This is a genomic window from Gillisia hiemivivida, from assembly GCF_007997295.1.
In the GTDB taxonomy this organism is placed as follows: domain Bacteria; phylum Bacteroidota; class Bacteroidia; order Flavobacteriales; family Flavobacteriaceae; genus Gillisia; species Gillisia hiemivivida.
Genome location: NZ_VORY01000007.1, coordinates 1 through 22,236 on the forward strand (window position 1 = coordinate 1; position 22,236 = coordinate 22,236).

General features: G+C 36.8%; 16 protein-coding genes. 5 read left to right on the forward strand and 11 right to left on the reverse strand.

Going from position 1 to position 22,236, the window contains the following annotated elements; translation table 11 throughout:
* Positions 1–1,163: 1,163 nt before the first annotated feature.
* The 7 genes from secA to ES724_RS08005 form a co-directional block, all read right to left on the reverse strand.
* On the reverse strand, positions 1,164–4,526 hold the full coding sequence (gene secA, locus ES724_RS07975; protein WP_146931896.1) for a preprotein translocase subunit SecA: 3,363 nt from the start codon (positions 4,524–4,526) through the stop codon (positions 1,164–1,166).
* Between the two features lie 86 nt (positions 4,527–4,612).
* On the reverse strand, positions 4,613–4,834 hold the full coding sequence (locus ES724_RS07980; RefSeq protein ID WP_006989959.1) for a DUF2795 domain-containing protein: 222 nt from the start codon (positions 4,832–4,834) through the stop codon (positions 4,613–4,615).
* Between the two features lie 153 nt (positions 4,835–4,987).
* Positions 4,988–5,563 carry a cob(I)yrinic acid a,c-diamide adenosyltransferase gene (locus tag ES724_RS07985; protein WP_146931898.1) on the reverse strand — a complete coding sequence of 192 codons (576 nt, stop codon included), beginning with the start codon at positions 5,561–5,563 and terminating at the stop codon, positions 4,988–4,990.
* A 122-nt stretch (positions 5,564–5,685) separates the two neighbouring features.
* Positions 5,686–5,865, reverse strand: coding sequence for a hypothetical protein (locus tag ES724_RS07990; RefSeq protein ID WP_146931900.1), 180 nt, complete (start codon positions 5,863–5,865; stop codon positions 5,686–5,688).
* Between the two features lie 413 nt (positions 5,866–6,278).
* Positions 6,279–6,983, reverse strand: coding sequence for an ABC transporter ATP-binding protein (locus tag ES724_RS07995; RefSeq protein ID WP_146931901.1), 705 nt, complete (start codon positions 6,981–6,983; stop codon positions 6,279–6,281).
* A 54-nt stretch (positions 6,984–7,037) separates the two neighbouring features.
* Complete coding sequence (locus ES724_RS08000) at positions 7,038–7,769, reverse strand: O-methyltransferase (protein ID WP_317129754.1); 732 nt, start codon at positions 7,767–7,769, stop codon at positions 7,038–7,040.
* Between the two features lie 860 nt (positions 7,770–8,629).
* The gene (locus ES724_RS08005) at positions 8,630–10,498 is read right to left on the reverse strand and encodes an ABC-F family ATP-binding cassette domain-containing protein (RefSeq protein ID WP_146932112.1); all 1,869 of its coding nucleotides are present in this window, start codon (positions 10,496–10,498) and stop codon (positions 8,630–8,632) included.
* A gap of 187 nt (positions 10,499–10,685) precedes the next feature.
* On the opposite strand from ES724_RS08005, the gene ES724_RS08010 reads away from it, so the two are divergent.
* From ES724_RS08010 to ES724_RS08030, 5 genes are all read left to right on the forward strand, one after another.
* Complete coding sequence (locus ES724_RS08010) at positions 10,686–11,474, forward strand: polysaccharide biosynthesis/export family protein (protein ID WP_146931905.1); 789 nt, start codon at positions 10,686–10,688, stop codon at positions 11,472–11,474.
* A 2-nt stretch (positions 11,475–11,476) separates the two neighbouring features.
* Positions 11,477–13,945, forward strand: coding sequence for an exopolysaccharide transport family protein (locus ES724_RS08015; protein WP_146931907.1), 2,469 nt, complete (start codon positions 11,477–11,479; stop codon positions 13,943–13,945).
* A gap of 171 nt (positions 13,946–14,116) precedes the next feature.
* On the forward strand, positions 14,117–14,470 hold the full coding sequence (locus tag ES724_RS08020; protein ID WP_146931909.1) for a four helix bundle protein: 354 nt from the start codon (positions 14,117–14,119) through the stop codon (positions 14,468–14,470).
* Positions 14,471–14,543: 73 nt separating this feature from the next.
* Positions 14,544–15,404, forward strand: coding sequence for an ABC transporter permease (locus ES724_RS08025; protein WP_026839490.1), 861 nt, complete (start codon positions 14,544–14,546; stop codon positions 15,402–15,404).
* 586 nt (positions 15,405–15,990) lie between these two features.
* Positions 15,991–16,242 carry a type II toxin-antitoxin system ParD family antitoxin gene (locus tag ES724_RS08030; RefSeq protein WP_146931910.1) on the forward strand — a complete coding sequence of 84 codons (252 nt, stop codon included), beginning with the start codon at positions 15,991–15,993 and terminating at the stop codon, positions 16,240–16,242.
* A 907-nt stretch (positions 16,243–17,149) separates the two neighbouring features.
* On the opposite strand, the gene asnB is transcribed toward ES724_RS08030, so the two are convergent.
* The 4 genes from asnB to ES724_RS08060 form a co-directional block, all read right to left on the reverse strand.
* Entirely contained in the window at positions 17,150–18,868 is a 1,719-nt protein-coding gene (gene asnB, locus ES724_RS08045) for an asparagine synthase (glutamine-hydrolyzing) (protein ID WP_146931914.1), read from the reverse strand.
* Positions 18,868–19,566: an acylneuraminate cytidylyltransferase family protein gene (locus ES724_RS08050; RefSeq protein ID WP_146931916.1), complete on the reverse strand. Its 699-nt coding sequence runs from the start codon at positions 19,564–19,566 to the stop codon at positions 18,868–18,870. Before ES724_RS08050 ends, asnB begins: the two co-directional genes overlap by 1 nt.
* A gap of 203 nt (positions 19,567–19,769) precedes the next feature.
* Complete coding sequence (neuC, locus tag ES724_RS08055) at positions 19,770–20,927, reverse strand: UDP-N-acetylglucosamine 2-epimerase (protein ID WP_146931918.1); 1,158 nt, start codon at positions 20,925–20,927, stop codon at positions 19,770–19,772.
* Between the two features lie 162 nt (positions 20,928–21,089).
* A complete protein-coding gene (locus tag ES724_RS08060; protein WP_146931920.1) occupies positions 21,090–22,223 on the reverse strand; it encodes a glycosyltransferase family 4 protein in 1,134 nt (377 codons plus the stop codon).
* Positions 22,224–22,236 lie beyond the last annotated feature (13 nt).

A 22,236-nucleotide genomic window follows, 5' to 3' on the forward strand; every position in this document is an offset into this window, starting at 1 on the left:
TTCTTCACTTCATTTCATTGCGTTCAGAATGACAATTTTGCAAATGTCTAAAACCTTAGTTTTTCGAAGTATCAATATTACCATTCAATCACATTTCGACATCCCGATTCCTCGGGAAATGTGACAACGTTGAAAAAATGTCATTCCGACGAAGGAGGAATCTCTTTAATTTACAGAGATTCTTCACTTCATTTCATTGCGTTCAGAATGACAATATTGAAAATTTCTAAAACCTTAGTTTTTCGAAGTATCAATATTACCATTCAATCACATTTCGACATCCCGATCCCACTGGAAATGCGACAACTTTAAAAAAATGTCATTCCGACGAAGGAGGAATCTACTTAATTTACAGAGATTCTTCACTTCATTTCATTGTGTTCTGAATGACAATTTTGCAAATGTCTAAAACCTTAGTTTTTCGAAGTATCAATATTACCATTCAATCACATTTCGACAAGCTCAATGTGACAATTCAATATAATCTTCTGTGTAACATAAAATGTCAAACTGAGCCTGTCGAAGTTTTTAACGGCTTGAATTGTGCAATTATATATCGACATCCCGATCCCACTGGATATGCGATAACTTTAAAAAATGTCATTCCGACGAAGGAGGAATCTCTTTAATTCACAGAGATTCTTCACTTCATTTCATTGCGTTCAGAATGACAATTTTGCAAATGTCTAAAACCTTAGTTTTTCGAAGTATCAATATTACCATTCAATCACATTTCGACATCCCGATTCCTCGGGAAATGTGACAATTCAATATAATCTTCTGTGTAACATAAAATGTCAAACTGAGCCTGTCGAAGTTTTTAACGGCTTGAATTGTGCAATTATATATCGACATCCAGATCCCTCGGGAAATGTGACAACGTTGAAAAAATGTCATTCCGACGAAGGAGGAATCTCTTTAATTCACAGAGATTCTTCACTTCATTTCATTGCGTTCAGAATGACAATATTAAAAATGTCTAAAAACCTTAGTTTTTCGAAGCATCTCGACTCCGCTCGATGTGAAATATTACTTAATTAAGTTATATTGAGACCAGTGATAAAAAAATCATCTAGCCTAGGAAATTGAAGCATGATGGTTCCTAGCACAAACACCAAACCCGGCAAATTGCCGGGTTTGGTGTTTAAATAAAATATTTTATTCTAGCTTTCATGATCGGTAATTACCCAATCTCCTTTATCTAAAAGAGGGATCGCTTGCTTATATTTCATAGTCTTATTTTCTCCACTCATCACATTTTTAACTGTAACCTTATCGTTTCTGTTGATCTTTGGCTGATCCCGAACTATGGTTTCGGTTACCTGAGGACGAGATTGTGTTTGCCCTGCAGCTCTGCTTTGTGCTGAACGTTCATCTAAATTTGGAATTTCTTCCTTAGTGGTTTCCATTTTATCGCTGCGTCTTGGCTGACGCGCTTCCTGGATATTAGAAGTATTTCCTTCCGGAATTTCTCCTTTAAACAAGAAGGAGATTACATCTTTATTAACTTGCTCTATCATCGCTTTAAACAACTCAAAAGCTTCAAACTTATAGATCAATAAAGGATCTTTTTGTTCGTGAACGGCTAATTGCACACTCTGCTTCAATTCATCCATCTTACGCAAGTGCGTTTTCCAGGATTCATCTATAATTGCAAGTGTAATGTTCTTTTCAAAATCTTTGGTAAGTTGTTTTCCTTCAGATTCGTAAGCTTTTTCAAGATTGGTAACAACCTGTAAACTTTTTACTCCATCTGTAAAAGGAACTGCGATACGCTCAAAGTTATTAGCTGGATCTTCGTAAACATTTTTAATAATTGGGAAAGCTAAAACAGCTGTGCGATCCATTTTATTATGATAATGCTCGAATGCTGCTTTATAAACAACTCCGGCTATCTTCTGAACATCCATTTTTCCGAAGTCAGCTTCAGAAACAGGAGAACTCATAGAGAAATAACGAATAAGTTCGAATTCAAAATTCTTATAATCTGATGCGGCTTTGTTATTTTCAGTAATAACTTCAGAAGTATCAAAGATCATATTGGCGATATCCACCTTTAATCTATCTCCAAAAAGAGCGTGATATCTACGTTTGTAGATTACCTCTCTCTGGGCGTTCATAACATCATCGTACTCAAGCAATCTCTTACGAACACCAAAGTTGTTTTCTTCAACTTTTTTCTGCGCCCGCTCAATAGATTTAGAAATCATGGAGTGCTGAATTACTTCACCTTCTTCCAAGCCCATTCTATCCATTAACTTCGCGATCCTTTCAGAACCAAATAAGCGCATCAGGTTGTCTTCTAAAGAAACATAGAACTGAGAGCTTCCCGGATCCCCTTGACGACCAGCACGACCTCTTAACTGTCTATCTACACGTCTGGAATCATGACGCTCTGTACCAATAATGGCCAAACCACCTGCTTCTTTAACTTCTTTGCTCAATTTAATATCGGTACCACGACCAGCCATGTTGGTGGCGATGGTTACTATTCCAGCGTTTCCAGCTTCAGCAACAATATCTGCTTCTTTCTTGTGCAATTTTGCATTCAAAACATTGTGAGGAACGGTTCTCAACTTCAACATTCTACTCAACAATTCCGAAATTTCAACAGAAGTTGTTCCTATAAGCACTGGTCTCCCTGCATTAGAAAGTTTGGTAACTTCGTCTATTACAGCATTAAATTTCTCTCGTTTTGTTTTGTAAACCAGATCCTCACGGTCATGTCTTACAATAGGTCTGTTAGTAGGAATTTCCACCACATCTAATTTGTAGATCTCCCATAATTCTCCAGCTTCGGTAACAGCAGTTCCCGTCATCCCAGAAAGTTTACGGTACATTCTAAAGAAATTCTGAAGGGTTACTGTTGCAAAAGTTTGTGTAGCATCTTCAATTTTTACATTTTCTTTAGCTTCAATAGCCTGGTGTAAACCATCACTATATCTTCTCCCATCCATGATACGACCAGTTTGCTCATCTACGATCTTCACTTTGTTCTCCATTACCACATATTCTGTGTCCTTTTCAAACAAGGTGTAAGCCTTTAAAAGCTGGCGCATGGTGTGTATACGATCACTTTTTACGCTGTATTCACGGAAAAGCTCCTCTTTTTTCTCTACTTCATCTTCCTTACTAAGCCCTTCATTATCAATCTTAGCGATCTCCATACCAATTTCTGGCATTACGAAAAAGTCTGGATCGTCTTCTCCAGATAAAAATTCTACCCCTTTATCGGTAAGATCTATCTGATTGTTTTTTTCTTCAATAACAAAATAAAGTTCCTCATCTACTTTTGGCATCTCACGATTATTATCTGCCATGTACTGATTCTCAGTTTTCTGAAGAAGAAGTTTTATACCTTCTTCACTAAGGAATTTTATAAGTGCTTTGTTTTTAGGCAAACCTCTAAAAACTCTTAAAAGTTGAAGCCCACCTTCTTTAGTATCACCAGCAGCTATTAATTTTTTAGCTTCAGCTAATACCTTGATCAAATGATTTCTTTGAACCTCTACTATATGGTTGATTGCCGGTTTCAAAGCTTCAAATTCGTGAATATCTCCTTTTGGAATAGGTCCTGAAATGATCAATGGTGTTCTGGCATCATCTACTAATACAGAATCCACCTCATCTACAATTGCAAAGTTCGGTGAGCGTTGTACCAGATCATCTGGAGCGTGAGACATATTATCTCTCAAATAATCGAAACCAAATTCGTTATTTGTTCCATAAGTGATATCTGCATTATAAGCTTTACGTCTTGCAGCAGAATTTGGACGATGGTAATCTATACAGTCAATACTAATTCCGTGGAACTGAAAAATCGGGGCCATCCAGGCGCTATCCCTTTTTGCCAAATAATCATTCACAGTTACCAAATGCACGCCTCTACCACTTAAGGCGTTTAAGTACATAGGAAGAGTTGCTACAAGCGTTTTTCCTTCCCCTGTTTGCATCTCTGCAATTTTACCTTGGTGCATTGCTACACCACCAATTAATTGAACATCGTAATGTACCATGTCCCAAGTAATAGGTTTTCCGGCAGCATCCCAAGAGTTGCTCCAGATTGCATGATCTCCCTCTAATTCTACATAGTCTTTCTCTGCAGAGATCTCTCTGTCAAAAGCAGAGGCGGTAACTTTTAGTTTTGGATTATGAACAAATCGCCTAGCCGTTTCTTTTACCGTAGCAAAAGCTTCGGGAAGTATGTCGTTAAGGACAGCTTCAGTGACATTATACATTTCATCTTTCAGGGAATCAACTTCTGCATAGATATCCTCATTTCTGGTAATATCTTCAGAAGCATCTGCTTCGCTATTTAAAGCTTCAATTTTAGAGCGAATATCTGCGGTAGCATCGGCGATTTTCTTTCGGAAAGTTACCGTTTTTTCACGTAGTTCATCTATAGAAAGCGATTCAAACTCTTTCTCCAAAGCTTTGATCTTCTCTACTATAGGTTGTATTTCTTTAACGTCTTTCTTGGATTTATCTCCAACAAACACTTTTAATACAGAATCTAAAAAACTCATAGTTTTTTGTGTTTAATATGGTTCAAATGTACGCAAAAAAAAAGCCTCTTTTAGGAGACTTTTTAGTATTTACGTGTTATGTTTTTCTAATATTCATCCTCATTCCAAAGGTAATCTTCGTCTGTAGGATAGTCGGGCCAGATCTCTTCAATAGAGTCATATGAATCCCCTTCATCTTCTATAGATTGAAGGTTTTCTACTACTTCTAATGGAGCTCCCGTTCGAATAGCGTAGTCAATTAATTCATCTTTTGTTGCCGGCCAGGGTGCATCACTTAAATAAGATGCCAATTCTAATGTCCAATACATTGATTTATCGGTGTTTATTTTTTGCAAAAATAATTTTTTTGTTGTAATAGGCAAGTAAAAAATCTATTATTTCGTCAATAATTTTAAGAACGTGGTCTAAAATGTTAATTTTTATACAAAATTTAGATTTTAGCTTAATAATTTACAATTTGTTTAACTCCTCTTTTCAGGAATCCATTTTACCTCATTTGCATGTAAGTCTTTGGACAATTTCCGTGCCAGCACAAATAGATAGTCAGAGAGTCGGTTAAGGTATTGTAAAACCAATTCATTGAAGGGGCTTATCTCATGAAGTGCAGTGGCCATACGTTCTGCCCGACGGCAGACGCAACGAGCAATGTGACATATTGACACAGAAGGATGGCCTCCAGGGAGTACGAAATGGGTCATTTCTGGAAGATTCTCATTCATGGAATCCATTTCTTTTTCAAGAAGAATGATATCCTCTTCAGTAATAGTAGGGATGTTTAAGCGCTCTTGTCCGCTTTTAAGGATTGCTTTTTCTGGATCGGTCGCTAAGATTGCTCCTAATGTAAATAATCTATCCTGGACTCTATTGAGAATTTCACGGGTATGGTCTCCAACTTTCTGATCTTTAACCAGTCCAATATGGGAGTTCAATTCATCTACGCTCCCATAACTCTCTATTCTTATATGGTGTTTAGGCACTCTGGTTCCTCCAAAGAGAGAAGTAGTTCCTTTATCTCCGGTTTTGGTGTATATTTTCATGTCAATTTTATTTTAACAATTCAAATATACAAACATTCAAAGAAGGTGATAAGAGAAAAAGAGTATAAACTAAATATTGGAGAAAGCAGATAAGAGCGCTTTCTAGTATTGAAGTTTTTTAATTATTGAACTTCACTAGTAGACTTGCTATTCTTTTTACGTTCTAGATAACGCATTCTAAGCTTTCTGTTTTTTTTATGCTTGCGGAGTTTCGTTGCACTGCCTTTATTCCAAAGGAAATAGGTGATAGCAGCTGCAATTATCAATAAATAAATCCAGGTTTCCCTGTCAAAATCGATCATTTGTAGATTAATTTAGTACAAGGTAATAAAATGAATTTTAAATGCCAAGCGGAATTAATGTCATTCCGATCCCGATTGCTATCTGGAGAGGAATCTCATATGGAGTATTTGAGATCCTTCGACAGGCTCAGGATGACATTCTAGGCCTTTGTCTCTTCGAGCTTCCCGATAGCATTCTGTGCAGATTGACCGTCAATACTATTGTCCCTTCGAGCTTAGTCGAGAAGTCTTTAAATTATAATTTGATTTCATTGAGATTCTTCACTTCGCTGCTCTTCGTTCAGAATGACATTTTTCATTTTTTGTCATTCCGACGGAAGGAGGGATCTCTTTTAAAAGGCTTGTACTAGATTGAGATCCTTCGACAGGCTCAGGACGACATTCTAATTTTAAACAGACAGGATGGAAAAACCTTAATTTACTTGATTGGAAATTTCTTTTTTAACATCACTTTCCACAATCCCATCTCTAAGTCTTATAATTCTATGGGCATGCTTTGCGACATCTTCTTCGTGAGTTACCAAAATAACGGTATTTCCCGCTGCATGAATTTCATCAAATAAAGTCATTATTTCCAGAGAAGTAATAGAATCCAGGTTTCCTGTGGGCTCATCTGCTAGAATAATAGAAGGTTTATTTACCAAAGCTCTTCCTACTGCCACACGCTGACGTTGACCTCCAGAAAGCTGATTGGGTTTATGGTCCATTCTATCGGCTAGCCCAACATTGGTTAAAACTTCCTCTGCACGTACTTTACGCTCTGCTTTAGAGAAACCGGCATAGACCATTGGCAAGGCAACATTCTCTAGTGCGGTTGTACGTGGCAATAAATTAAAGGTCTGGAATACAAAGCCAATTTCTTTGTTACGAATTTCCGCAAGCTCATCATCACTCATTTTGCTTACATCGTTCCCGTTAAGAATATAGGTACCAGAAGTAGGGGTGTCTAAACAGCCTAGAAGATTCATTAAAGTAGACTTTCCAGAACCAGAAGGCCCCATAAATGCTACATATTCTCCTCTCTCTATATCCAGATCTATTCCTTTTAAAACCTTAATGATCTCTTGCCCTAAAGGGAAGTCTCGAGTAATGCTGCGTATCTCAATAACTTTGCTCATAGTATGATTCCAATAAATTTATTGCTTCAATAGGACGCCCAGTTTCGTTATTTGTTACAAGCGAATTGTAAAATGCTCTTTTTCTTGTTCTTTTCTGAAAAATACCAGTCCCCAGTAAAAGCTGTCTATAGTTACACGAACCGAAGGATGAGCTTTGATCTCCTCCCATGCTTCCTCCATTTCTGCAGACCAGTGAATATCATCAAAGATAAATACTGAATTGTTGTGAGCTAAGGCAAGTAGTTTTTTAAAGTATTTTAAGGTAGGTGATTTTTGATGATTTCCATCGAAATATACCAGATCAAATCCTGAAGCTTTGTTAGTGTTTTCTTTTTCTAAGATGGAATCTAAAAGCATATCGAACTCACCTATTTGGAGTGAAATGTTTTTTAAATTGAATTTATCAAAATAGTTCTGAGCTACTTTAGCAGTTTCTGGGCAACCTTCTAGAGTTGTTAGTAAAATAGGATTATCTATAGCAATTGCTGCAGAAGAGATCCCTACTGAAGTTCCTAATTCCAGTCCAGTTTCAAACTGAAAACAGGAGGCTAGTTTATTTAATAGAATCGCTCTTTTTATAGGAATACCCGCATTTTTTGCAATAGCTCCAACTTTTCTGTTCTCCGAATTAAACACGCGACTCCCGGCACCAAAATCGGTGACTTTAATGCTTTGTTCATCTTGGTTTAAAGCATTACAAAACGCTCTTATTTTCTGAAAAGCGGGTTTGTCCTTTTTTACATACAAACATTTGGTAAGTAGATCATATACGAATGGGGAATGCACTCCATGCTGATTGGAAGATCTGAATAGAAATTTTATGTAAGCAAAAATTTGGTGCAATTGCAATTAATGTTAACTGTTATGACTTCTCTTTTCTATATTATTTGACGTCACCCTGTCCCGAACCATCGGGAGTTTCAGGGTCTAACATTAAACTTAAGTAAGATGCTGAAACGAGTTCAGCATGACGGATATTATGTTTGCCTGTTAGGCCAAACCTCAAACCTCAAACCTCAAACCTCAAACAATATCAAATAATGTTTCTAAAAATGACCTCTCGACTACGCTCGAGGTGACATAATAGGGGACATTTTTTTCAAAATTCAAAATTCAAAACCAGAAACCCAGAACCTCAAACCTCAAACCTTATTAAGTAATGTTTATTAAAAATAACCTCTCGACTACGCTCAAGGTGACATAGTAGGGGACATTTTTTTCAAAACTCAAAACTCAAAACTCAAAACCAGAAACCCAGAACCTCAAACCTCAAACCCGAAACATCACACCTCAAACAATATCAAATAATGTTTCTAAAAATTACCTCTCGACTTCGCTCGAGGCGACAATTTATTTGACATTTTCTTCAAAATTTAAAACACCAAACACCAAACACCAAACCTCAAACCTCAAACTTCACTCCTTACACTTCACTCTTCACCCCTCACACATCACGCTTCATAATTCCCACTGAAACTAAAAATCTCAAACCTCAAACAATACTAAATAATTTTTATTAAAAATAACCTCTCGACTACGCTCGAGGTGACAATTTATTTGACATTTTCTTCAAAATTTAAAACACCAAACCTCAAACACCAAACACCAAACCTCAAACCTCACACCTCACTCTTCACGCCTCACCCTTAAGCTTCTTTTGCCCCCAATTCAAAATAGCGTTCTGTTTTGTTTTCTATCTCATCCTCAACTTCCTTTAGTTCTTTAGATTTCTTTGCGATCTCATTTGAATTTGAAATTTCTAAAAACTGCTGCTGGATCTTTTCTTTCTTCTTTTCAAGATTAGCGATCTCCTTTTCAAGCTTATTGAATTCTTTCTTTTCGTTATAAGTAAGTCCACTTTCTGCTTTTGGTTCAGACTTGGCAGCAACCTCTTTTACGTTGGTGTTTTTGGGTTTTCCGTTAGACTCCGCAACCTGACTATCCTCATATTCTCGATAATCGGAATAATTTCCTGGGAAATCCTCAACTTCAGCATTTCCTTTAAAAACGAAAAGGTGATCTACAATTTTATCCATGAAATACCTGTCATGAGAAACCACTACTAAACAACCAGGGAAATCTAACAAGAAATTCTCTAAAACGTTTAGCGTAACAATATCCAGGTCGTTTGTAGGTTCATCCAATATTAAGAAGTTTGGATTCTGAATAAGCACGGTACATAAATACAATCTCTTTCTTTCACCACCACTTAATTTCTCAACAAAATCATATTGTTTTTTACGATCAAAAAGGAAACGTTCTAAAAGCTGTTGTGCCGAGATCTGTCTTCCTTTTTGAAGAGGAATATAATCTCCATATTCTCGAATCACATCGATCACTTTTTGTCCCGGTTTGGCTTGGATTCCGCCTTGTGTGTAATAACCAAACTTAATGGTTTCTCCAAGAATAACTTTTCCAGAATCTGGTTTAATAGCTCCGGTTAAAATATTTAAGAAAGTAGATTTTCCGGTTCCATTTTTCCCGATGATTCCAATACGTTCTCCCTTTTGGAAGTTGTATTCAAATTTATCTAGCAATTGCTTGCCTTCATAACTTTTAGAAATTTTATGGATTTCTACGATCTTGCTTCCCATTCTTTCCATATTGATCTCCAACTGAACCTGGTGATCTTTTCTTCTTTTGGAAGCACGATCCTTTATCTCATGAAAATCGTCTATTCTAGATTTAGATTTGGTGGTTCTGGCCTTTGGCTGTCTGCGCATCCAATCCAGTTCCTTTTTAAAAAGCTGTTTTGCTTTATCGGTATTGGTTTGATCCTGTTCTATTCTGGCATCTTTCTTATCTAAGTAATAAGAATAATTCCCTTTATAAGTATATAGGATTCCATCTTCTAATTCCACGATTTCATTACACACATTTTCCAGGAAATACCTGTCGTGAGTAACCATGAAGATGGTAAAATTCTCTTTTTTAAAGAATTCTTCCAGCCATTCTATCATATCCAGATCTAAATGGTTGGTAGGTTCATCCAGAATAATAAAATCTGGTTTGCTTAAAAGCATCACGGTTAGAGCAAGACGTTTCTTTTGTCCTCCGGAAAGGTCGCCAACTTTTTTATCTAACTGATCCAATTTCATTTTGAAGAGGATCTGGGTATATTGAGTTTCAAAATCCCAGGCTTGATGCATTTCCATAAGCTCAAAAGCTTTTTGGTAGGCATCTGCATCATCGGGATTTAATAAAGCTTTTTCATATTGAGCAATCACTCGCATGATTTCATTATCTGAGGCGAAAATAGTTTCCTCTACCGTTAGATTCGGATCGAGATCTGGCTCCTGAGCAAGGAAAGCCGAAGTGATACCCTTTCTGTATACAACTCTTCCATCATCTGGAGTTTCTGTGCCGGCAAGTATATGTAATAAGGTGGTTTTTCCACTTCCATTTTTTGCTACAAAACCCACTTTTTGTCCTTCATTGATTCCGAAGGAAATATTAGAGAACAGCCCGACTTCCCCAAAAGATTTGGCTATATTTTCAACCGATAAGTAATTCACAGAATAAATTTTTTGCAAAAATAGCTAGAATTTACGGAGTTAAAAGAAGATTAGTTTTATTATTAGCCTACAACCGCTATATTTGTTTTTCAAGCTTAGCTTTCATGGCTTATATTTATTGACTGAAGGGCTTGATCTTATACCCAATATCTAGCTATTTTGAATTTATTTACATCGATCTCCGCTTATGAACTATAAATTATTGGTATTTATTGGAATTGTTGTTTTAAGTTTCACATCATGTATTTCTACAAAAAAGATCACCTATTTACAGCAGGATGAAACGGCGGTAGATAGTATTATTCAAATTCAGCGTCTTCAAAAACCATATAGAATTCAGATAAATGATCTTTTAAGTATTCGGGTAAAAGCACTCGATCAAGAACTAGTTGGAATGTTCAATCCTATTAATGATGCAAATGCTGCGGCTACCGGAGAAGAACGATTGTATTATGATGGTTTCTTAGTAGATCCACATGGCAATATTAGAATTCCTTCTTTAGGGGAAATCAATGTGATGGGCTTTACCGTAGATGAGGTGAGAGAGCGAATAGAAAAAGAATTATTGGATCAGTATTTTAAAAATGAAGCAAATATTTTTGTAACAGTTAAACTGGCAGGAATACGCTATACTACGCTCGGGGAAATAGGTTCTGGGAGTCAGGTGGTTTATAAGGAACAGGTGACTATTATGGAAGCTGTCGCAAATGCAGGGGGAATTACTGAATATGGGGATCTAACCAATATTAAAATTATCAGGCAGTACCCGGGAGGAGAAAAAATTCATAGTATAGATCTTACCTCGATAGCAGCAACTAAAAGTCCTTATTATTATATTCAACCTAATGACCTGATCTTAGTAGATCCATTGCCCCAAAAAGCATTAGGATTTGGAACGACTGGATTAGCAACTGCCAGGGATATTGTAGGTGTAGTAACTTTACTTACTTCTGTAATCTTAATTTTCACAAGATAATTATGGCAAATGAAGATGATCATATTTCCGATGTAGGTTCCACTTTCGACTTTAAAGGCTTTCTCCTTAAGATCTTAAGTTATTGGCAACTAATTTTGATTTCGGTCGCTATAAGTATGGCGGTGGCATATTATAATAATGTTCGAAAATTACCGGTATATCAACTGGGTAATTCCATCGCTATAAAAGATGATCAGAATCCATTTTTTACTACAAATACGAGTCTTACTTTCAACTGGGGCGGAGTTTCAGACAAGGTAAGTACCGCTACCACAATATTAAAATCACGTACTCATAATGAAGAGGTTGTGGAGAAACTTCAATACTATATTCAGTATTTAAAGGAGGGCGAATATCAAAGAGTAGACGCCTATGGTAGTACTCCATTTGTAATTGCAGTAGATACAACCCGGTTTCAGGCTGTAAATTTACCTATTACAATTAGCTTCAAATCTGAAGACACTTTCAATATAAAAGCCAATATTCCAGCTTCAATTTCTACACAAAATTACGGGACAAAAGAAAAGGGCTCTTTGAGTCTGAATTCTCAGGATTTTAGTAGAGATTTTAAGGTTGGGGAACCCATTCAACTTCCTTTTTTTAGTGGTGTAGTAAATAGGAGTAATCAAGCGCTACAAATTGGGACTCCTTTTTATATCAGCTTTATGAATTTTGATTCTGCTGTAGGCCAATATAGAGGAGTGGGTATTGGAGCCGATAATATGAATGGTTCTATGCTAAATTTATCCATGTCTGGAGGTAATAAAGCAAGAATCGTAGAGTATTTGAATGGTACGGTTGGGGTACTGAGTGACAATATGCTGGAGCGAAAGAATTTATTTGCTACTAAAACTATAAGATTCATTGATAGCAGTTTGGCGGTGAAATCAAGGGAATTAAAAGATGTCGAAGATGAATTAAATGACTTTAGAAATGAGAATGCCATTTTAGATATTTCTGCGGAAAGCTCTGAGATCTCAAGTAAACTTGCGGGCTTCGATGTTAGAAAAGAAGATATCCGCAGGCAGCTAGCTTATTTTAGTACTTTGGAAAGTTATCTGCAGACTAAAACAGATTATAGTAATGTTCCTGCCCCTTCTGTGGCTGGTATTAACGAGGGAAGTATCACCTCAGGAGTTGGTAAGATCCTGGAATTATCTCAAGAGCGAAGTAAATATCAATATTCTTTAAAAGAAAACTCCCCTGTTTTTGCAGATATTGATAGACAGATCAATTCGATTAAGACCGTGTTATTAGAGAATATCAGTTCTTCTACTGGATTGTTACAAGGGGAACAAAGATCTATAAATGCACAGATAGCACAATCTGAAGCAGCCATCAAAAAATTACCTCAAGAGGAGCAAGATCTACTTAAGATCCAAAGAAAGTATAGCATTAGTGAAAAAACTTATAATCTCTTCTTAGAGAAACGCAGCGAGGCAAGTCTTATTAAAGCGGCAAATGTGAGTGATGTCATGATCATAGATGGTGCAAAAGATACAGGAGGAGGACAGATAGGTCCAAATACACAATTGAATTATGTCATGGCTTTATTGGTGGGAGCTGTTATTCCATTGGTTTTTGTGTTTCTCATTGTTTTCCTAAATACTAATGTTCTAAATGCCCAGGAAGTTTCGAGATTATCCCCAATTCCTATTTTGGGTTTAATAGGGAAGAATAAAGTGGAATCTAATTTGGTAGTTTTTGAAAAACCTAAATCTGCGATTTCTGAAGGCTTTAGGGGGATTCGAAGTAGTCTGCAGTTCATGTATAAAAAACTAAGCCTTACTGGTTCCAAAACCGTGATGATCACCTCTTCCGTTTCCGGAGAGGGAAAGACCTTTTGTGCTATGAACTTGGCTACGGTTTTTGCTTTAAGCGAAAAGAAAACCGTTTTATTGGGACTGGATTTACGGAAGCCTAAAATCTTTGATGATTTTGAGCTGGATAATGATATTGGAGTGGTTAATTATATAATTGGGAATAACACTTTAGATGAAATAATTCAGCCAAGTAAGATTCCGTTTTTGGATGTGATTACTGCAGGGCCGATTCCTCCCAATCCTTCTGAATTATTGATGGGTGATCAAATGGAGGTGATGATGGCTGAGCTTAAGGAAAAATATGATTATATAATAATGGATACCCCTCCAATTGGGATCGTTGCTGATGCTATGAACTTGGTGAAGTATGCAGATGCGACTTTATTCTTGATAAGACAGGATTATACCAAAAGAGGAATGTTAGAGTCTATTAATGAGAAATATTCCAAGGGCGAAGTAAAGAACATAAGCTTCGTATTGAACTACTTCCAACATCGTGCAAAATATGGTTATGGCTATGGTTACGGCTATGGTTATGGCTACGGCTATGGTTATTCGTATAATAAATACAATGCCTATGGGGAAGGGCCAAACAAAATTGCTCAGCTTAAAAAAGTATGGAGGAAGGCGATGCGCAACTTTGAGTAAGTGAATGAGTGAAAGAGTGAAAGAGTGAAGAGTTTTTAGTGAGGAGTGATGGCTTCATAAATGAAAAACAGATTGTATTTTGAATTTTTTTACTCCTCATTCCTCACCCTTCACCAACGAATGAAATGAGTGAAGGGTGAAGAGGAAGAGTTTAATTTAATAAAGATTATTATGAATCATAAGGATTTGGATGTTTGGAAGAAAGGAATGGATTTGGTTGAGGAAGTATATAAACTTACCGCGAATTTCCCTTCAAATGAGATGTATGGTTTATCTAACCAGTTAAGAAGAGCTGCCGTATCAATTCCATCCAATATAGCAGAAGGTTCTTCACGAAAAGGAGATAAGGAATTGCTTTACTTTATAAATGTGGCGATCGGTTCCATTGCCGAAATTGAAACCCAAATGCTTATTGCAGCTAGATTGAAGTATGTAGATGAACACAACGAAATTTTTGATAAAATAACCGAAGTTCGAAAATTGTTACTCGGTTTTAGAAATTATATAAATAAAAAAGGAGTTTGAATTATGAGCTTATTTTTTCCTCTTCACTCTTCACCCTTGACTAAAAACTCCTCACTCCTCACTCTTCACTAATATGAAAGGAACGAGCGACGACTGGCTTTACGAAATAAGTCCTAAACGAAAACTGATCGATCTCAACTTTCAGGAAATCTGGCGTTATAGGGATCTTTTGATCCTTTTTGTGAAACGGAATATTGTTACCGTTTACAAACAAACAATACTAGGCCCTCTTTGGTATTTCATTCAACCTGTGTTTACGGCGATAACATTTACCTTGGTATTTAATAATATTGCGAACATTCCAACGGGTGATGTGCCTCCATTTTTATTTAATCTCACCGGAATCACAGCTTGGAACTATTTTAGTCAGTGTTTAACAGGAACCTCAGATACTTTCCGGGCTAATGCAGGTATTTTTGGAAAGGTCTATTTTCCGAGAGTAATTATGCCACTTTCTAATGTCATTACCAACTTATTCAAATTTGGAATCCAACTATTGGTGTTAGTAGTCTCTTATATCTACGTAGTCTGGAGCGGAGTGGAAATAAGTCCGAATTTCAATCTTTTGTTGCTTCCTGTTTATATTTTAATGATGGCTATGCTTGGATTAGGCTTGGGAATGATAATCTCAGCCTTTACAACAAAGTATAGAGATCTTACTGTTTTAGTAGGTTTTGCAACTTCATTATTGGTATACCTTTCAGCAGTTCCTTATCCTTTGAGTGAGGTGGAAAACAAAATGCCAGATTATGTCTGGATTGTTCAATATAACCCTCTCACACAAATAATTGAAGGTTTTAGATATATGATCTTAGATTCCGGAACTTTTACCTGGTTCGGATTTACATATACTCTTGTGATCTCAATATTCCTATTTTTATTCGGACTGGTAGTATTTAACCGTACAGAAAAGAATTTTATAGATACGGTTTAGAGTGAATGAGTGAATGAGTGAAAGAGTGAAAGCGTAAAAGAGTGAAAGAGTGAAGAAGGAGTTGTGTTACTCGTCACCCTGTCCCGAGTTGTCGGGATATTTCAGGGTCTGGATTTATTTATAGCATTGGGATATTATGAAACAATTCCAATGGCGATCGTAACATAGTAACAGTATTTAGCATTTTACGGCACTCCAGTTTAGTTCCGGAAAATTGCCTGACGAAAGTGTTATTATTAATTTAGGTTGACATCGTCAAATTGCATTAAGGGTAAATAAAGAGTTTACAGTTTTTTTTTTTAAACAATTGAGTTTTCTGAACTTCCAAAAAAGCCCAATATTTTTTGTTTTATATCTATTACAAGAAATTGAACAGGTATGGCATTGCATAATTTGAAGTCAAACTGAGCTTGTCGAAGTTTTATAATCTAGTTTAAATTTACATTTTTGGAGGAGGTAATTTCTGTATCTTTTTTAAGCTTGCTTATTTTTTATAAAACTGAAAAGAATTGCACAGCTAACGAAAAGTCTTTGCTGAATTCCATATTGTACCAATTTTTGGTATATTTGAATAAACATTTTTAAAATGAGTAAAAACACATCGGTTTCACTTGGAGATTATTTTGATCAATTTGTTCATAGCAGAATAAATGAAGGTAGATTTAAAAATGTTAGTGAAGTTATACGCGCAGGCTTAAGGCTTTTGGAGGAAGAGGAAAGTAAAGTTATTGTCCTAAGAAACGCAATTCAAGAAGGGATTGATAGCGGAATTGCAAACGACTTTGAACCAAAAGGGCATCTTGAATCCCTGAAAGCAAACAAAAACGCTAATGGCTAAATTTCCCTCATTGAGGGTTTAACCCGCCTGACCGGCTGGGCAGGTTCCTCGAGGCCTGCCCGAAAAGAATTTCATTCAGGCGGGCTTGCCTCGAACTTTTAAAAGGATTTTCCTCCCGAACCATCGGGACATACCTCGTGAGCTTGCCCCGAGGTTCTTGATTAATTTTGCCAAATGAAAAGTTACAAAGATCTAAATATTTAAAATTTAGCATTTACATATGCGGTGGAAGTTCATAAAATTTCTCTGAAACAACCTAAATTTGAGCTTTATTAACCTCTTTTTAATGATTGCGTCACTCTGAGACCCGTGATAAAAAAATTATTTAGCGTAGGAAATTGACGGATGATGATTCCGAGCACATTTATCTTTTTTAGAACTTCTTTTTTGCAAGTGTAGTGCTTCCACGGCGTAAAATTTTTGAAGCCTTGGAGAAAATTTAGCCGTGGAAGTACGGTTCTAATTATGCGTTAGCATAAGTAGAAACACCTACAAAAAAGTGTCCTTTTTTTGGTTCGTTTTTTTGGACAGGCAAAAAAATGAACAATCATAAAAATTAAATAAATCTTTATCGACTAAAAGGAGTGTTTACCAAATTCTTAAAATAACATCAATGGTAACTTGTTTTAGGGTCTAAAACCCACATAATTGAGATGCTGAAACTCACCAAGCAAAGGGAAGGCAAGACAGAAAATTATATTCTTTTATTCAGTACGTGGAAAACAATTGGAAAAACTAATCCAATCCAGAACCAATATCTGACAACAGACAACAGACAACAGACAACAGACAACAGACAACAGACAACCGATAACAGACAACTGATAACTTCCAACCGCCAACCGAAAACCGACACCTGAAAACCGCCAATAGACAACCGCCAACTGAAAACCGCCAACCGATGAACCTATTGTTTGTTTAATACCAAGGCAGCATTCACCCATTGCCAAATATGAAAACTCGAGTCTTGATTCCCCTCGAGATATGAATTCCATTCTTTTGCAATTTCTTGAAAGTCGAACCAATCCGAATTCTTAGAATTTTTCAGACTTTTTAATTGAAATTCTACCCATTCTTTAAGATCTTCTCCAAGCCACTCTCGTTGGGGTGTTTGCAACGGACGTTTGGGTGCAAAGGAAATATTTTCAGGAACTAAAGGTTTTAAAATTTCGCGAAGCATGAATTTTTGAACGCCTTTATGAATTTTAAATTCAGCAGGTTGAGCGAACGCGAATTCCACAAGTCGGTGATCAAGGAAAGGCTCTCGGAGTTCAGTGCTGTAAGCCATAGAAATACGGTCATTGAATCTTAATGCCCGCGGAATTTTAGTATAAAAAAGATCTCGGTATTGTTTGTTCTGAAGCTCATTATCAAAAGGTTCAGGATAAGATGGTTTTTCAGCTAGAGAACGCAATTCTTCAGTTAAAACATCAGGTCTAAACGGACTTTTCTTTCCAACTCCCTGGATATTTGTTTGAGAATCTGCTCCTGGAAGATAGTAATCATAGCCTGCCCATTGTTCATCCATTCCCTGCCCATCTAATAAAACTTTTACACCATCTTTCTGAGCCTGCTCAAAAATTTTGGAATAGGCAAGAGTCGGCATTCCTCCAAAGGGTTCATCCTGGAGTTCAGCAATTAATTCAGCCGATTTCTCCACTTCCTTAGCTGTGAATTTAACTTTATTAAGAGGGTTTTTTGTTGTGGCAATCATTTTCTCTACCCAAGGTAGCTCATCGTAGCGTTCATCTCCGGTATAAAAAGTATAGGCATTGATCATTTTCTTGTCCTCAAATTGATTTACCAAGGCCAGAAGTAAGGAGCTATCAACACCCCCGCTTATATTAAAGCCAAGAGGAACATCGGCTCTAAATCTTAGGGCGATACTATCCTTTAAGAGCTTTAAGTAGATTTCTTTAGCTTCTTCAAAACTGTAATCGGAATTGATCTTAGCAATACGCTCTTCGAAATTATACCATTTCTCAAGCCTTAATTGACCCGTCGAAAATGTTAAAAGATGCCCTCCGGGAAGTTGATTCACTTCTTTAAAAAAAGTTTCATCTGGCATCCCGTAAGAGCCATAGGTAAAATAATTAGCCCATACCTTTTCATTAGGTTTAACCCTATTTAAAACTGATCCTAAGGCCTTGATCTCGCTGCTGAAGTATAGGGATTTATTTTCTTTAGTATAATAAAAGGGCTTTACCCCAAACCGATCTCTGGCAGCAAAAAGAATTTTTTCTTTGGTGTCCCAAATTGCAAAGGCAAACATTCCATTAAATCTATCAAGACATTTCTTTCCCCATTTAATATAAGCTGCAAGTAAGACTTCGGTGTCTGAAGTGGTTTTAAAATGATATGAATCTTTTAATTCCTCTCTGAGTTCTTTAAAATTATATATTTCTCCATTGAAAGTAAGTTGATACCTCTCAAAAGTATCAGTAAAAGGTTGATTGGCATCGGAAGAAAGATCGATAATAGCAAGCCTATTATGACCTAGTGCAGCAAAATCTTTATCTATAAATGTTCCCGTGTGGTCTGGTCCGCGGTGAGCTTGCTTTTTAAGCATTTTTCTTAGATCGGATTCTTTGGGATGGGAAGAAATTATACCTGCTATTCCACACATTAGCCCTTGGTTTTTTTAATGATTTTTTCCGCTTCTATCCAATCCTTTGGGGTGTCTATATTTACGTAAAAGTCATTTTTAGACTCGATGTAGCCAATAGATTTTCCATAGAGGGAATTCTGCTTTAATATAACATCCGAGCGGGTGATATATAAAGCACCATCACGAAAAAATGCTTTTGGCAGTTCTTGTCTTCTAGGGATCATTTTCTTGTCTCCGGTAGAGATTTTAAGTTGATTGTGCTCATCAGGTTCAAAAATCCAATGCGGATTAAATTCATTAGGAACTTCCCGAACAGAGATTAAACAATCTAAATCTTCATTTTTAAATTTTTCGATTGATTTATCTATTAAATTCTCATCTCTAAAAGGGGATGTAACCTGTAGAAGACAAATTGCATCAAATTCTTCATTTTTATTTTTAAAAAAATCTAGAGCATGTTTTATCACAGCTAGAGAAGGAGTGTCGTCTTGAGCTAAATTTTCTGGCCGAATAAATGGGACTTCGATTCCTGCTTTTTCGGCAACTTCAATAATTTCAGGATCATCAGAACTTAGAATCACTTTGGAAAGCAGTTTTGAGGCTTTTGCTACCTCAATCGTGTAATGCAACAAAGGTTTTCCTCCTAAAAGTTTGATGTTCTTTCCAGGTATTCCTTTACTGCCACCTCTAGCGGGGATTATTCCAAGTATTTTCATTTTTATCTTTTGTCACCCTGAGCGGAGTCGAAGGGTCTCTTTGTTAGATCTATTTATTTTCTAGGCTTTCGATTTGTATACTTTATACTAGAATATTCAAATTGCTGCAAAGGTAAATAATTAAAAAAATTACTCTCATTGCATGTATGCGATAGTTTTACTCCCGTTGTCTCCCTAAAATTGACAACAGAAAACTGAGGATCCTAGTAAGTTATTGTCTTACTAAAAGTCAATTCTGTAGTTGCAAGAATTTCAGCGATTTTAGTTCCTGCATTTCCATTTCCATAGATCGTTGAACTTTCAAATTTTTCTGAAGTTATTGCCATTTTTATGGCCTTTTCTATTTCAATTTGAGAATAAGAAACATCAGTAACATTTTCAGCTCGACTTCTTCGGAATTGACGGTTTCCAATATTCACAACCGGAAGCCCTAAATAAGCACATTCCCTTAATCCTGCACTGGAATTACCTACGAGTGCTTTGGAATTACTCAGTAATTTTAAAAAGTCCAGAGGTTCCATATTTTTAAAGAAATGAATGTTCTTAGGTTGTTCCAGTTCCCGGAAAGCTCTAATTCCATTTGAAGTCCCATCAGATCCTGCATCTACATTAGGCCAAAACCAAAAAGTGGGATAATCTAAATTCTTCACCGCTTTAAGCGTTTCCTGTATATGTTTTTTCGATTCTTTATATTCAGTCGTAACCGGGTGTTGCATGACAACTATATAACCATTTTTCCAATCGAGATTAGCTCCAACTCCACCATATTTTTCCAACGGATTGAAATCTAAATTTGGAGTTTCATGAATTTCTTTTGCCAGATCTATAGAGGGACAGCCTGTATTAATCACCATCTCTGGGCTTTCTCCTAATTTGATCACCCGTTCCCGTGCATCATCACTACTTACAAGATGAAGATCGGCTAATTTGGTATTGGCATGGCGAACTTTTTCGTCAATACTTCCAGTTACTTCTCCGCCTTGAATATGAACAAGCGGGATATTTTGATAAGCAGCTGCAATAGAAGTGGCAATTGTTTCAAACCGATCAGCAATAGTTATTACCGCATCTGGTTTTAAGTTATAAAATACATTGGTGAGTTCCATAACTCCCAAGCCTGTAGTTTTGGCCATGGTAGTCGGGTTTTCACCTTCAAGAACCATAAATACTTTCGCAGCAATTGGAAATCCGTCTTTCTCAATAAAATCTACCGCATTACCATACCTATCTAATAAGGCTGAACCTGCAATAACTAATTGTAGTTCCAGATCCGGATGATTTTGAATTGCTGTAAGTGCAGATTTAATTCGGCTGTAGGAAGGCCTTGCAGTAACTACTACACAGATTTTTCTCTTGGGCATGTATTGTTCTTTATAGTTGGACTAAAGTATGAAAAAATGTTCGAAGTGATGAAGTAACGAAGTGATGGAGTGACGAGGTGACTGGGTGATGGGGTGATGGGGTGACGAAGTGACGAGGAAACTTGAACCAAACCACAAACCCTGAACCCCAAACGTTGAACCCTAAACCCTTTTTCTATAAAACTCAATATTCCTCTCTACAACAACCTCCGTAGAAAACTTGGCAACCACCCGCTTCCTAGCAGCAGTCCCCATTTTCGTAGCCAAGGCAGGATCCATTAATAGCTGAAGAATTCGATCTGCATATTCTTGATGATTCTTCGGATCTACCGTAAACCCTGTCTCGCCATCAATCATTACCTCTTTTGCCCAACCAATATCTGAGGTCACCATTGCTTTTTCCATAGCCATCGCTTCTAGCCAAGTCATGGGAAGGGCTTCGGCAAAGCTGGGGAGGACTACCACGTTTGCTTTCGCAATTTGTTCCAGTATCTTATAATAGGGTAAAATGCCAGTCCAAACGGTATTCTTTGAGGCCTCTGCAGTAAATAGATCCATCATTAATTGTTTAGTGGACTTGCCAGTTTTGTGATCCTTAACATCCTTCCCAGCAATTATAAGTTTGACTTCGGGTTTAGTTTTTATGACCTTATTGAAGATTTCTGCTAATTCCAGCACCCCTTTTTTTCTTATGATACTTCCAAAGTAGAGAATGGTCTCTGGCTCTAAAGTGGTATTGCGCGGACAGAAATATGCCAAATCCACAGAATTGGGAATGACCTCAATTTTCTTTTTTAAGCTGAAGAGCTCCACGGTTTTTACCGCAGTAAATTCACTTACAGAAAGCAGATGATCTGCTCCTGACAGGGCGTTTTTCTCAAACCAGAAATTTTTTTTCTTTTGTTTACGGTTTTCTAGATGACAGAAATAAGCATCACTTCCGTGAAACCTAATCGCAATGGGGCACTTTAATTTCATGAATGCAGTAATTCCTGTCCAGTCAGGAGCTTCTAATGCATCAATTTGATCTTGAATGATAAAATCATTGAGATAATTCTGAAGAAATTTCCGGTGCAGGTACCAGCCCAGGAATTTATATTTTCTTTGTTTTATCAAATGAAACTTAATTCCGCCTTCAGTAAAAATCTCATTTGTTGACTGTCCGTAGATAAATATGGAGACTTTAATCCCTTTGGCTGCCAGGGCAGTTATCATATTCTTAATACTGGTGCCAATCCCTGCCGCAGGATTGGTTTTTAGGTGAGGATATTCGGGGGAGAGAAAGGCTAGATGCATAGTTTTTCTCTAA